Raw genomic sequence first — 13,042 nt, 5'->3', positions numbered from 1 at the left:
AGCGGGTATTTAGTTATAAGCGCCGGAACCCGCAAGAGAAAAAATACGCATCCGCGAATTTTCTTATCCACAGGCCGCAAGTCCTTGAAATGTCAGGCTTCGGCGGCGTCTTCCAGGCGCAACTGGGGGCTTTGGCGGCCGCCCCAGGTGTTGATTTCCAGCCGACCGGCAAAATGGAAGCGGGCGCCGCCGTGCTCCAGCAGCCGCGGGCCCAGGGCGGTGTCGAAGGCGCCAAAGCAGATTGCATCCACGCCGCCGCCCATCCCGTCGCTGAGCGAGAGTTTCAGGTGGCTTTCGCCGACCTTCTTGGCAAAACGCACCTGCAGGTCGGGCAGCGCATAGCGCGGGGCAGGGGCGCCGGCGCCAAAGGGGCCTGCCTGTTCGATCTGCCCGATCAAGTCCACCGTGGCGGCGCCGGGCATAAGGGCGCCGTCCAGTTTCAGATCGGCGGGGCCGCCCTGGCCTGCGCCCTGTTTGGCCAATAGTTCGCTCAGCCGCTCCATCGCCGGTTCCAGTTTGTCGCGCATGACGGTGAGGCCCGCTGCCATCTTGTGGCCGCCGCCCTTGACCAGCAGCCCCTCTGCCGCCAGCCGCTGGATCGAGGCGCCAAGGTCGACACCGGACACGGACCGGCCCGACCCCTTGCCCTCTTCCCCGTCGAAGCCGATGACAACCGCGGGCCGGCCCGCGGCTTCCTTGAGGCGCGAGGCGACGATCCCCACCACGCCCGGATGCCAGCCCTCGCCAGCGGCCCAGACCAGCGGCGCCTCCAGCCCGCGCGCCTCGGCCTGGTCCAAAGCCGCGGCGCGCACGGCGTTTTCAATGTCGCGCCGTTCTGTATTCAACTGGTCCAGCCGTTCGGCCAGGGCGGCGGCCTCATGCGGATTGTCAGTTGACAACAGCCGCGCGCCCAGGTCGGCCTTGCCGATGCGCCCGCCGGCATTGACCCGCGGCCCCAGCAAAAAACCCAGGTGATAGGTGGAGGGGGCCGAATCCATGCGGCTGACATCGGACAGCGCCACCAGCCCGGGACGTTTGCGCGCCGCCATCACCTTCAGGCCCTGGCGCACCAGCGCCCGGTTGGCACCGATCAGCGGGGCCACATCGGCGACGGTGGCCAGCGCCACCAGATCCAGCAGGGCCATCAGATCCGGTCCCTTGGCGCCTGCCTCGCGCATCTGCCGCCCGGCCTCGACCAGCATCAGGAACACCACGCCCGCGGCGCAGAAATAGCCCAGGTCGCCGCTTTCGTCCTGCCGGTTGGGGTTCACAACCGCCACGCAATCCGGCAGCGTCTCGCCGCCCAGGTGGTGGTCCAGCACGATCACATCGGCGCCTTTGGCGGCGGCGATGGGCTCATGGCTCAGCGTGCCGCAGTCGACGCAGATGATCAGGTCATGGGCGGCGGCCAGCTCCTGAATGGCGGGCACATTGGGGCCATAGCCCTCGTCGATGCGGTCCGGGATGTAAAGCGTCGCCTCAAGCCCCATTTGCCGCAGCCACACCAGCAGCAGCGCGGCGGAGCTGCCGCCGTCGACATCGTAATCGGCAAAGACCGCAATCCGCTGCCTGCGCTGCACTGCCTGCAGGAACCGGGCCGCGGCGGTCTCCATGTCCTTCATCTCGCGCGGGTCGGGCAGCAGCTCCTTCAGCTTGGGGTCCAGAAACCCCTTGGCCTCCATCGCCGGAACGCCCCTGCGGGCCAGCACCTGACAGACTGACCGGGGCAGGCCGGTTTGCTGGGCCATCATCTCCGACGCCCGGTCCACTTCCACGCCGGGGCCGACCCAACGGCGCCCGCTCAAGGACTGCTCAACACCCAAAAAGCTCATCATCTGCCCCCATGCGCAAAGGCCGGACCCAATACGGACCCGGCCCTTTCATCTTTCTTCAAATACTCCCGCCGGAGGCAGCGGCGCAAGCCGCTTCCCGTCCGCGCAGGACCGGCTTACATCTGATGCGGTGCCACCGGCGTGCGGTAGGACATGCGGCGCACAGACCCGGTCTTGGAGCGCATCAGCAGGGTGGTGGTCTCGACCCAGCCGGGCTGGCGCTTGATGCGCGGCAGCAGCGAGCCGCCGGTGACGCCGGTGGCGGCAAAGATCACGTCCTGAGTGACCATTTCATCGCGGGAATAGATGCGGTCCAGGTCGGTGATGCCTGCCTTGGCGGCACGCGCCTTTTCGTCGTCGTTGCGGAACAGCAGACGGCCGAAGATCTGGCCGCCCATGCATTTCAGCGCCGCCGCCGCCAGCACGCCTTCCGGAGCGCCGCCCTGGCCCATGTACATGTCGATGCCGGTGGTGCCGCTTTCGGCGCAATGCATCACGCCGGCCACGTCGCCGTCGGTGATCAGACGGATCGAGGCGCCGGTTTCGCGCACTTCGGAGATCATCGCCTCATGGCGGGGGCGTTCCAGGATGCAGACGGTGATGTCGGACGGCGCGCAACCCTTGGCCTTGGCCAGCGCCTCGACCCGCTCGCGCGGGGACATTTCCAGTGACACCACGCCTTCGGCAAAGCCCGGGCCGATGGCCAGCTTGTCCATATAGGTGTCGGGCGCGTGCAGCATCGAGCCGCGCGGGCCCATCGCGATCACGGTCAGCGCGTTGGGCATGTCCTTGGCGGTCAGGGTGGTGCCTTCCAGCGGGTCCAGCGCAATGTCGACGCCGGGGCCGTTGCCGGTGCCGACTTCCTCGCCGATATACAGCATCGGCGCCTCATCGCGCTCGCCTTCGCCGATCACGACGACGCCGGCGATGTCCAGCAGGTTCAGCTGCTCGCGCATGGCGTTCACGGCCGCCTGGTCGGCGGCCTTTTCGTCGCCGCGGCCGATCAGCGAAGCAGAGGCCAAGGCGGCCTGCTCGGCAACGCGGGCCAGGCCCAGCGACAGCATGCGGTCATAAAAGGGCGCGTCAGAGGTGTTCGAAGTCATACCGGAAATCCTGTCTCAACGGGTCAGATGTGAATGGGCGTTTCAAGCCGAATAGCGCGGGGCGGGGCCGGGTCGCAAGGGCAGATAGCGCTCGCCCCGGCTGGAATGCCCCGCCGCGGCGCGCAAACCGGCCGTTTTCTGCGGGCGGGGCGGGTCAGACCTCTTCGATGCGCAGGGCGACGGGGGTGCCGTCGACCACATCGGTGGCGGAGAGGCCGTCCAGCGCCGCATCCAGGGTGGCGCGGGTGCATTTGTGGGTGACGATCAGCACCGGCGCAACCGGTTCCGAATGGCCGTACTGGCGCATCCGGTCGATCGAGACGCCGGCTTCGCCAAGGATTGCCGCCACTTTTGCCAGCGCGCCGGGTTTGTCCAGAAGCCCCATGCGCAGGTAGAACGGCGCGGGCAGGCCGGTCTGGGCGGCCGGGGCCTCCTGCAGGGTTCCGGCCGGCTGGCCGAAGGTGGAAATCCGCAGGCCGCGGGCCAGGTCCAGAACGTCGCCCATCACCGCGCTGGCGGTCGGGCCTTCGCCGGCGCCGGGGCCGCGCAGCACCACCTGCTCGATGGAGTCGCCCTCAATCACCACCATGTTGGTGCCGCCTTCCAGCTGCCCCAGCGGCGAGTCGGCAGGCACCAGGCAGGGCGACATGCGCTGTTCCAGCCCGCGGGCGGAGCGCTGCGCCACCCCCAGAAGCTTGATCCGGTAGCCCATGTCGGCGGCGGCGTGGATGTCTGCCAGCTGGATGCGCTGGATGCCTTCCAGCTGCACGCTGTCAAAGTCCGGCTTGGTGCCAAAGGCGATGGAGGCCAGCAGCGCCAGCTTGTGGCCTGCGTCGATGCCGCCCACGTCCAGGTTCGGGTCGGCCTCAAGGTAGCCCAGGCGTCCGCATTCCTCGAACAGCGCGTTATAGCCCTGCTCGGTGGCCTGCATCTGGGTCAGGATGTAGTTGCAGGTGCCGTTCATCACACCCATGACGCGGGTGATCTCATTGCCCGCCAAACCTTCGGTCAGCGATTTGATCACCGGGATGCCGCCGGCCACGGCGGCCTCAAAACGGATCACCCGGCCCGCGGCCTCGGCTTGTTCCGCCAGGGCCTGCCCGTGGATCGCCAGCAGCGCCTTGTTGGCGGTGACCACATCCTTGCCCGCGGCCAGTGCGGCCTCGGTCGCAGCCTTGGCAGCGCCTTCGTGGCCGCCCATCAGCTCGACAAACACATCCACGTCGTCACGCACCGCCAGCGCCACCGGGTCGGTTTCCCATGCATAGCCGCTCAGCGAAATCCCGCGGTCCTTGCTGGCGTCGCGGGCCGACACCGCGGAAATCACAACCGGACGCCCGGTCCGTGCCTCCAGCAGCGCAGCATGGCGGCGGATGATCTTGACCACGCCGATGCCAACCGTGCCCAAACCTGCAATCCCAAGACGAAGCGGTTCTGTCATAGCTGGAGGTCCTTTGTTCCGAAATGCTCCGCCCCGCCTTATCGGGTTCGGCGCGAGCGTGCAACGCCGCTGCCGCCTGCAGCGGGCAGAACCAGATGGGAATGCCGGGAAGCGGTCAGAATTCGGCGTTTTTCACCGCCGCGGCGCGGCGCTGCAGACGGGCGCTGCGGGCGTCGAGCTCCTGCTGCAGCTCTTGGCTGGCCTGCTGCGGCGGCGGCAGCGGCGCAACCGCGTCATCCAGCGGCAGCAGCCTGGGGTAGCCCGCATTGCGCAGGTCAGGGGTCAGCCGGTCCTCCAACTCAGGCACGCGGGTGCAGGCGGCAGCGCCTGCCACAGCCAGGAGGAAAGTGATCCGCGCCCACATCTGCATTGCCTTAGCCCTTTGTTCCGCTCTGCCGGTTCTAGGGGCTCCGGCGCGCCTGTACAATTGATTTCCAGCTGCAGCGCGCCGTTGGCTTCGCCGGGCAGAGCGGGTACAGAAAGCTGCAGCCGCATTCTCTCTTTTATATGAACACCTGTTCAGTTACTGTTGCAGGCATGGCACGCACCCAAGGTTCCCATTCCGACATCACCGGCCCCCGCATCCGCGAGGCGGCTTTGCGGCTGTTTGCCCAGCATGGCTATGCCGCTGTGTCGATGCGCCAGATCGCCAAGGAAGTGGGGGTGCAGGCCGGGGCGCTGTACAATTACACACCGGACAAGCAGAGCCTGCTGTTCAGCCTGATGTCGAGCCACATGGAAGAGCTGCAGGCAGCCTGGGATGCGGTACCGCGGGCCGCGGGCGCGATGGAGCGGTTGCGGGCCTTTACCGGATTTCATATCCGCTTTCACCTGGAGCGCCCCGATGCGGTGTTCATCGCCTACATGGAGCTGCGCAACCTGACGGAGGAAAACTTCACCGTCATCGAATCGCTGCGCCGCGACTATGAAAACGGGGTGGAGGGGATCCTGAAGGAAGGTGTGGAGCAGGGCGTGTTTGCTATCCCCGACACCAAGATCGCAACGCTTGCGGTGATTGCGATGCTGAACGGGGTCAACACCTGGTACCGGTCCGAAGGGCGGCTTTCGCTGGATGAGGTGGAGCGGGCCTATTGGAACATGGTGCAAAAGGCGGTCAGCGCTTGAGCCTGTTGACCCTGCGGACCAGACGCCTGCGTGCGGCGCGCTGGCAGGAGCTGACGGAGGCGGACCTGGCGGCGCTGTTTGCGCCGAAGGTGGTGCAATGGCTGCCGGAAGGGTTCCGGACGCAGGACAGCGACCGGGCCCGGCGGGATTTCCTGGCGGCAGTGGCGCAGCAGGCTGAGGTGATTGGCTTGTGCGCCGCGAAGGGGCAGGCAATCGGGCTGCTGATCCTGTCGTATTCGGAGGACGGCAGCAAAACCCGCAACCTTGGCTATCTGTTTGCCGAAGCTGCTTGGGGGCAGGGCCTGGCGAGCGAGCTGATCAGCGGCTTGCAGGCGCATTTCAGCGGCAGCGGCATCTGCCTGAGCGGCGGTGTCATGCAGGAAAACGCGGCCTCGGCCCGGGTGCTTGAAAAGGCCGGATTCACCCCGAAGACCGCGGGCGGGGAGACGATCTATAACTGGTGCGCCAGCGGCTGAGGTACAGGGGGCCGGCCTGTCAGCTCAGCAGGCCGATCATGTCATAGTGGTCGATCTGGCGGTTCAGGACCATCGGGTCCTCTTCCGGCAGAACATGCGGCTGCTCCCAGTCCTCGCCGGCAAAGGCCTGCAGCGCGTCGATGCTCTCCCACACCATCACCACGCAGAAGGTCGCGGGCGAATCCGGCCGCGGCAGCCCGGCTGTGACCGAGACCAGCCCCGGCTGGCGGCGCACATGCGGCACGGCGGTATTGGTCAGGAAGTCCTTGAAATCTCTGATCTTGTCGTCGCGGACGGTGGCGCGGAACACCCGGATAATCATCTCTCCCCCCATCTGAGCAGTGGACGGGGGGAGTATAGCACATCAGGGCCCCGTTTGGCGGGCCGCAGCCGGCCAATGCGCGGGCTTGCGCCGCGCGCAGGGCAAAGCGGGCACCGGTTTTCCCGGTCAGTTTTACCCGGTCAGTGCGCGGGCTTTATAAATGTGCCATTGCGCAGGTCGCGGAAGGCCTGCTGCAGTTCGGCCTGGGTGTTCATCACAATCGGCCCGTGCCAGGCCACCGGCTCATTGATCGGCGCGCCGGAGATCAGCAGGAAGCGCACGCCCTCGGGACCTGCCTGCACGGTGATCGCGTCGCCGGTGCCGAACCGGACCAGAGTGCGGTCGCCGGACAGGTCGCGGATGTTGACCTCCTGGCCTGCGACCTCCTTCTCCAGCAGCACCCCTTGCGGGGCTGAGGCATCGGCAAAGGCGGCCTCGCCCTCGAACACATAGGCGAACGCGCGGCGGTAGGTGTCGACCGGCAGGGTCTTCCTGACGCCTGCGGGGACGTAGACATCCAGGTACTGCGGGTCGGCGGCGATGCCGTCCACCAGGCCGCGCTTGCCCCAGAAACCGCCGGCAATCACCTTCACCCGGGTGCCGTCATCGTCGATCACCTCCGGGATCTCGGTGCCCTTCACGTCCTGATAGCGCGGCGCGGTCATCTTCTGGCTGGCGGGCAGGTTGCCCCACAGCTGGAAGCCATGCATCTGCCCCTTGGCGTTGCCCGAGGGCATTTCCTGGTGCAGGATGCCCGACCCGGCGGTCATCCACTGCACGTCTCCCGCACCCAGGGTGCCGGTGTTGCCCAGCGAGTCGCCATGCTCCACCGAACCGGCCAGCACATAGGTGATGGTCTCGATGCCGCGGTGCGGGTGCCAGGGAAAGCCGCGCAGGTAGTCCTCGGGGCGCTCGTTGCGGAAGTCGTCGAACAGCAGGAACGGGTCCAGCTCCGACGGGTCCTGAAAGCCGAAGGCGCGGTGCAGCTTGACGCCGGCGCCCTCAATGTGAGGCTGGGCGGCGCGGGTTTCGAGAATGGGTCTGAGGGACATTTCCATGCCTCCTGTAAACATTGGCTGCGGCTAAGATAGGCTGTGCAGGACTGTCCGGAAACCTGTCGCCGGAAACGGGTGCTGTGCGCAGGTGAACAGACTGGCCCGCAGCCCGCAGGGCTGCCCGGCCCAACGGGACGCGCTGCCGCAGGCGGCAAGGACGGGCGGGAGCATTGCCGTTGCCGGGGGCATCCCCTGCGCGGTAGCCTGAGCAAATGACACAAGCCCCCGATCCCCTGCTGCAGCTGCCGCCGGAGCGGCTGCAGGACGCTTTGCGCCTGATCTCCTTCGCGCTGGAGGAGGGGCGCTCCTCCAAGGATCCGGAACAGCTGCTGGCAAAGGTTTGCGGCCTGATCCGGGCGGCGGGCGTGCCGCTGCAGCGGACTGCCTCCATCGTGCAGCTGCTGCATGCCGAGGCGGTGGCCAGCGCCCGCTTCTGGGAGCACGGGCAGGGCACCCGCAGCGAGCTGTTCCCGTTCAACGAGGACAGCGGCGAAGGCTATGCGCGCTCCCCGGCGGCCGATGTGCACAGCACCGGCGACTGGGTGATCCTGTGGCTGCCGGACACGCCGGACGGCCGCTATGGCATCGTCCCGGACCTGAAGGCGGAAGGGTACACCCATTACATCATGGCGCCGGTTTTCATGGCAATCGGCACGGCAGGCATCTTCAGCTTTGCCACCCGGGCGGCAGAGGGGTTCTCCGGCGAAGACATCCGTTTCCTGCGAGCGGTGTTTCCGGCGCTGGCCGCCAGCCAGGAGGTTCTTTCCACCGCCCGGACCCTGCAGGAGGTGCTGCGGATCTATGTCGGTGAGGAGCCGCAGCGGCGGATCCTGTCTGGCGATGTGCACCGGGGCGAGGTGATGCGGATCCGCTCTGCCATCCTGTTTGCCGATATGCGCCGCTTTACCGGACTGACAGCGGGCATGAGCGCGGAACAGGCCACCGGTCTGCTCAATGCCTATTACGACTGCATTGTGCCGCCGGTCGAGGCCGCGGGCGGCGAGGTGCTGAAACTGATCGGTGATGGCATTCTGGCGATCTTCCGCGCTGAGGAGGACGAGGCGCGAACCTGGCCGCGCGGGTGGCGGAGCTGTGCGGCGCCAAAGATGAGCCGCTGCTGGTGTCGTCCGGGTTCCTGCAGCGGGCGGGGCTGCAAGGGCGCTCACTGGGAGCGCAGAGCCTTAAAGGACTGCAAGCACCTGAGGAGGTGTTTGCCGTTTCGCTGAGCCCCTGAGCGCTGTTTGGAAAATCAGCCAAGGGCCGCTTGCGGCAGGGGCATTTTCAAAGCTCTCCTGTTTCAGGCCCCGTCCCACCACGCCGACGGTTTGCGCCGCTGCCCATGCTTGCCAGCCAGCCGCAGCGCCAGCTTGCGCAGCGGGCCAAGCGCCAGCTTCAGCCACAGCCGGTTGCGCCATCTGGAATAGTCGCGGTTGAACGGGCAGACCCGCATGCAGATGGCGCAGTCAGAGGCCATCTTGGCCCAGAACGAAAAACACTTCTCCGCGTCCGAGGTCCATTTCCTGACCCCCTTGATCGCCGAGACATTGGCGGTTTCAGTGGAGGGCGGGCCATAGGGCAGCGCTTTCACCGGGCAGGCGTCGGCGCATTTGGTGCAGATCCCGCAGAACGCCTTCACCCCCAGCGGCTGCGGCAGGTCATGCGCCAGCGGCAGGTTTGTGAAGATCTTGGAGAACCGCAGGCGCGGCCCGAATTCCGGTGTGATCACCATCTGATTGCGGGCGTATTCCCCCAGGCCCGCCTTGACCGCATAGGGGATCACCAGGCCGGTATCGTTCATCGAGGCCACTGCCTCATAGCCCAGATTGCGGATATAGGCCGCCAGTTGCATCACGATGGAGGCCTCGTGGCTGTATTCCCGCCCCGTCGCCGCCCCCGCCAGCGCAGAGGGGTAGGCGGCCACCAGGTCCTTGTCCATCTCATGGCCCAGCACGATCACGCTGGTCAGCCCCTCGGGCAGATCATGCGGCGCCTCGGACATGTCACGGGCATCGACCCGCGCCGTATAAAGCCAGCGTTCGTCCAGATCGGTGATGCCGCAGAGATCGGCGCCGAAGAACCTGGCGATGCGTTTCACCTCGGCGGACATCTTTACGGGGTCGTTAACGGCCAGTGCGTCCCTGGCAACCGGCGTGTCCGGCCGGATGGCGGCCTGGAACCCCTCCCGGACGCCCTCATGCGCCCGGCGGCTGGAGACCACGTCGGAAATCAGCCAGGCCGCGTTGCGCAGGGCAAAGTCGCGCTGGGTGAAGCCGTCGCCGCGCCGCGGCGCGGCCTCCATCCGGTAGGAGGCGAAAAACCTGGCAGTGTGTTTGGATTTCACCCGCTCGTCCCAAAACGCGCGGGTGAAAATGTCGTTGCGCTGCGAAAACCGCTCGAAACCGTCGGTGACGTCGATCCCTGCGGCTGCGTCGCCGTCACGCTGGGGCGGTGTGTTCTGAGGCCAAGGCATGGCAGGACGCTAGCCGCCTGCCGGCGGTCCGGCAAGGGGCCGTGCCGGTCAGCAGAACAACGACACGACCCAGTCGCGCACCAGGGCGGTTTCGGCGCTGTTGGGGGCTTCGCCTGCGGCGGGCATCAGATAGTGGCCCTGGCCCATAGGGATTTCAGCGTCCAGAACCGGCGCGAGCCGGCCTTGCGACAGCGGCAGTTCGGCGTAGCGGCGCATCAGCATGGCCACGCCGGTGCCGGAGGCTGCCAGCTCGATTGCGGCCAGAGAGGTGTCGACATAAAGCGGCGCGCCGCGGTCCTTGAGCGGCACGCCTTCCTGCTCCGACAGCCGCAGCCAGTGGTCCTGGTAGCCGTGGATGTGAATCAGGGTCTGGCCGAACAGCTGGTCCACCGATTGCAGCTGCGCTGCAAGCTGCGGCTGCGCGGCGGGAATCACGCTTTCGGTGGAAAGCAGATGCGCGCGCCGGTCGAACCAGCCAGTAGGACCCAGCCGCAGGTCGATATCCACGTCCTCATCCTGGGTGCTGCCGGCCCAGACCGCCGAGATCAGCCGGATGCGGATATGCGGGTGGGCGCTGTGAAACGCCCCCAGCCGCGGCGCCACCCACAGCACTGCCGTGGAGACCGGCGCCCGCAGGGTCACGGTCTGGGTCTGCGCGTGGCCCAGCAGGCCGCGGGTGGAATAGGCAATATCCGTGAGCGCCTGCGCCACCGACGGGTAATAGGCGTGGCCCAGCTGCGTCAGCTCCAGATGCCGCGACCGGCGGATGAACAGGGTGATGCCAAAGCTTTTCTCCAGGCTGCGCACCTGGTGGCTGACCGCGGCCTGTGTCAGCCCCAGTTCCTCCGCCGCGGCGGTGAAGCTTTTGAGGCGGGCGGCGGCCTCAAAGGCGCGCAGCCAGACGAGATTGGGCAGATCGGACATGTGCGTTGCAAAAATTTTTGGGGTCAGGACGCATTATTATTCGTTTTTGCTTTGGCTGAGGTCAAGCTAGCCATATCGCAGGCGATACCCCGGGGAGGAGAAGCGGGACATGAAATCTAAGATGAAGATCGGCTTTATCGGCCTCGGCAATGTCGGCGGCAAGCTGGCCGGCAGCCTGGTGCGCAACGGGCTGGAGGTGGCGGTGCATGATCTGGATGCGGCGCTGGTCGGGAAATTCGTCGCGCGCGGCGCCAAGGCGGGCGGCAGCCCGGCGCAGATGATGCAGGACTGCGATGCGGTGATCACTTGCCTGCCGAGCCCTGCAGCCTCGGACGCGGTGGTCACCGAAATGCTGCCGCATGTGCAGCCCGGCAAGATCTGGATGGAGATGTCCACCACCGACGTGGAGGAGGTGAAACGCCTGGGCGCCCTGGTGGCAGAGCGCGGCGGCGCGCCGGTCGACTGCCCGGTATCCGGCGGCTGCCACCGCGCCGACACCGGCAATATCTCGATCTATGCAGGCTGCGAGCGGGAAACCTTCGACCGGATCCTGCCGGTCCTGACCACCATGGGCCGCCGCATCCTGCATGTGGGGGAGATGGGCAACGCCAGCCTGCTGAAGGTGATGACCAATTACCTGGCCAACATCAACCTGCTGTCGCTGTGCGAGGCGCTGACGGTGATGAAGGCCTGCGGGATGGACCTGGGCATGACCTATGAGGCGATTGCGATGTCCTCGGGCAACTCCTTTGTGCATGAGACAGAAAGCCAGCTGATCCTGTCGGGATCGCGCGATGTCAGCTTCACCATGGATCTGGTGATGAAGGATATCGGCCTGTTCCAGACCCTGGCCGACCGCCACAATGTGCCGCTGGAACTGTCGCCGCTGATGATTGAGATGATGAAGGACGGCCAGCGCCGCTATGGCGAGCGGGCGCAGTCCGACCGGATGATCGAGCGGCTTGAGGAAGCGACCGGGCTGTCGGTCACAGCACCAGGATTCCCGCAGGAACTTGTCGACGACGAGCCGGAAGAGCCGGGGTATGAGGTGGCCGTGCGCCGCGCGGCAGCAGAATAAGTTTGCCCGAACGGCACGGCCGCATTCAGCCCCCGTGCAGGCGGGGGCTGTTTTCTTTGGCAAATCCGGTTTATGCCCGGCTCAGCAGTAAGGGGAGCAGCTGATGAGCAAAGACGTTCTGGCCACAATCGAGGCTTCCGGAGCGCGCCGGGTGATGGGCACGGCGATGCTGGGCCTGACCGGCGGCCTGCTGGTCTATGTGGCGTTCTATGCGCCGCCGTCGCCGGCCTGGCTGGTGTTCCTGCTGGTAGTGGGGGCCGCGGCGCTGTGGCTGGCGGTGCGGATGTGGCAGGCCACAACGCACCGGATCGAGCTGACCTCCGAGGAGCTGCGCTGCTCCAACGGGCAAGTGATTGCCAGGGTGGAGGATATCGAAGCCATCGACCGCGGCTTCTTTGCCTTCAAGCCGTCAAACGGGTTTCTGATCCGCACCGGCACGCCTGGAAGCCGAACCTGGATGCCGGGGCTGTGGTGGCGGTCCGGCCGCCGCATCGGTATCGGCGGGGTGACGCCGGGGTCGCAGGGCAAGACGATGTCGGAAATCCTGGCCGCGATGCTGGTGCAGCGCGGCCAAGTCTGATCAGGCAGGCGGCCCGGCCTTCTCGGCGTCATCGTTGTGGTTGTTGCCGTTGCCCTTGTCCTCGACAAAGACGACCTGAGGGGCGAAGCGCGGGCGGGTGAAGACAAAGTTCTGCACGTCCATCAGCGGAATGCCCACATTGAAGGCCGGCTGGATCTCGTTCCAGGTCTCCACCAGGATCACGCGCTCCTGATCGGGCATCGCGGGCAGATTGTCCTTCACCTCGTTGATGGTGCCGTCAACCCACTCCTGAAACACGCTGCCGCGGACTTTTGACCAGTCGACGTAATACCGCTTGTCACCCTCGTCCCAGCGCACAACGGAGATCCGGGTGGACAGCGTGGTGTCGCTGCGCACCAGTTCCGTGGCCAGCGCGTGCATGCTGTCTATATAGGCTTCGTTGACGTAATTGGTCTCGCGCGAGATCAGGTCGGAGACAGTATAGGCGGCCTTCATGTTGATGCTTTCCTGCCGGAAGGCGTCAAAGAAGGTGTAGATGGCTGCAAACAGCCCCAGCAGCAGCGGCGCGTAAAAGGCGAACTCGATCGAGACGCTGCCTTGGGTGCCGTTCAGAAAGCGGCCGGCGGGACCGGGCAGGCGGCCTGAGATTTGGCGGGACAGCAGGGTCAGCATGGC

The 13,042-nt window shown here is 66.3% G+C and carries 14 protein-coding genes; 5 read left to right on the top strand and 9 right to left on the bottom strand.

Translation table 11 applies throughout. The features are described from left to right. Nucleotides 1-92 precede the first annotated feature (92 nt). From recJ to B2P87_RS13415, 4 genes are all read right to left on the bottom strand, one after another. The gene (gene recJ, locus B2P87_RS13430) at nt 93-1,832 is read right to left on the bottom strand and encodes a single-stranded-DNA-specific exonuclease RecJ (RefSeq protein WP_141889829.1); all 1,740 of its coding nucleotides are present in this window, start codon (nt 1,830-1,832) and stop codon (nt 93-95) included. Nucleotides 1,833-1,948: 116 nt separating this feature from the next. Further along, entirely contained in the window at nt 1,949-2,935 is a 987-nt protein-coding gene (gene glpX / locus B2P87_RS13425) for a class II fructose-bisphosphatase (RefSeq protein ID WP_058284317.1), read from the bottom strand. Nucleotides 2,936-3,089: 154 nt separating this feature from the next. Continuing rightward, nucleotides 3,090-4,376 carry a homoserine dehydrogenase gene (locus B2P87_RS13420; RefSeq protein WP_141889830.1) on the bottom strand — a complete coding sequence of 429 codons (1,287 nt, stop codon included), beginning with the start codon at nt 4,374-4,376 and terminating at the stop codon, nt 3,090-3,092. A gap of 115 nt (nt 4,377-4,491) precedes the next feature. Then, entirely contained in the window at nt 4,492-4,746 is a 255-nt protein-coding gene (locus tag B2P87_RS13415) for a hypothetical protein (RefSeq protein ID WP_141889831.1), read from the bottom strand. Between the two features lie 167 nt (nt 4,747-4,913). Between B2P87_RS13415 and B2P87_RS13410 the strand changes: the two genes are divergently transcribed. Next, nucleotides 4,914-5,501, top strand: a complete 588-nt coding sequence (locus tag B2P87_RS13410) for a TetR/AcrR family transcriptional regulator (protein WP_141889832.1) — start codon at nt 4,914-4,916, stop codon at nt 5,499-5,501. Beyond that, the gene (locus B2P87_RS13405; protein ID WP_141889833.1) at nt 5,498-5,977 is read left to right on the top strand and encodes a GNAT family N-acetyltransferase; all 480 of its coding nucleotides are present in this window, start codon (nt 5,498-5,500) and stop codon (nt 5,975-5,977) included. The genes B2P87_RS13410 and B2P87_RS13405 overlap by 4 nt, the downstream gene beginning before the upstream one ends. A gap of 19 nt (nt 5,978-5,996) precedes the next feature. On the opposite strand, the gene B2P87_RS13400 is transcribed toward B2P87_RS13405, so the two are convergent. Both B2P87_RS13400 and B2P87_RS13395 read right to left on the bottom strand, forming a co-directional pair. Continuing rightward, the gene (locus B2P87_RS13400; protein ID WP_008556687.1) at nt 5,997-6,299 is read right to left on the bottom strand and encodes an antibiotic biosynthesis monooxygenase family protein; all 303 of its coding nucleotides are present in this window, start codon (nt 6,297-6,299) and stop codon (nt 5,997-5,999) included. A 140-nt stretch (nt 6,300-6,439) separates the two neighbouring features. Further along, nucleotides 6,440-7,351 (bottom strand): pirin family protein, encoded by a 912-nt coding sequence (locus B2P87_RS13395; RefSeq protein ID WP_141889834.1) that lies wholly within the window; start codon nt 7,349-7,351, stop codon nt 6,440-6,442. 215 nt (nt 7,352-7,566) lie between these two features. On the opposite strand from B2P87_RS13395, the gene B2P87_RS13390 reads away from it, so the two are divergent. Continuing rightward, nucleotides 7,567-8,580 (top strand): adenylate/guanylate cyclase domain-containing protein, encoded by a 1,014-nt coding sequence (locus B2P87_RS13390; protein WP_244940781.1) that lies wholly within the window; start codon nt 7,567-7,569, stop codon nt 8,578-8,580. Between the two features lie 71 nt (nt 8,581-8,651). Here the strand turns inward: B2P87_RS13390 and B2P87_RS13385 are convergent, their stop codons facing one another. Together B2P87_RS13385 and B2P87_RS13380 are read right to left on the bottom strand one after the other, a co-directional pair. Then, nucleotides 8,652-9,824 (bottom strand): 4Fe-4S double cluster binding domain-containing protein, encoded by a 1,173-nt coding sequence (locus B2P87_RS13385; RefSeq protein ID WP_141889835.1) that lies wholly within the window; start codon nt 9,822-9,824, stop codon nt 8,652-8,654. A 48-nt stretch (nt 9,825-9,872) separates the two neighbouring features. Continuing rightward, the gene (locus B2P87_RS13380) at nt 9,873-10,748 is read right to left on the bottom strand and encodes a LysR family transcriptional regulator (RefSeq protein WP_141889836.1); all 876 of its coding nucleotides are present in this window, start codon (nt 10,746-10,748) and stop codon (nt 9,873-9,875) included. A gap of 121 nt (nt 10,749-10,869) precedes the next feature. Here B2P87_RS13380 and B2P87_RS13375 point away from each other — a divergent pair, with 121 nt between their 5' ends. Beyond that, the gene (locus tag B2P87_RS13375; protein ID WP_141892041.1) at nt 10,870-11,826 is read left to right on the top strand and encodes an NAD(P)-dependent oxidoreductase; all 957 of its coding nucleotides are present in this window, start codon (nt 10,870-10,872) and stop codon (nt 11,824-11,826) included. Nucleotides 11,827-11,929: 103 nt separating this feature from the next. After that, nucleotides 11,930-12,406, top strand: coding sequence for a hypothetical protein (locus B2P87_RS13370; protein WP_141889837.1), 477 nt, complete (start codon nt 11,930-11,932; stop codon nt 12,404-12,406). Here the strand turns inward: B2P87_RS13370 and B2P87_RS13365 are convergent, their stop codons facing one another. Further along, complete coding sequence (locus tag B2P87_RS13365) at nt 12,407-13,039, bottom strand: TadE/TadG family type IV pilus assembly protein (protein WP_141889838.1); 633 nt, start codon at nt 13,037-13,039, stop codon at nt 12,407-12,409. Between the last annotated feature and the right edge of the window lie 3 nt (nt 13,040-13,042).

Source organism: Leisingera sp. UBA4491 (assembly GCF_002388965.1).
GTDB classification, from domain to species: domain Bacteria; phylum Pseudomonadota; class Alphaproteobacteria; order Rhodobacterales; family Rhodobacteraceae; genus Leisingera; species Leisingera aquaemixtae.
The sequence above is the reverse complement of the archived record's forward strand: the minus strand, read 5'-3'. Positions and strand labels throughout refer to the sequence as shown.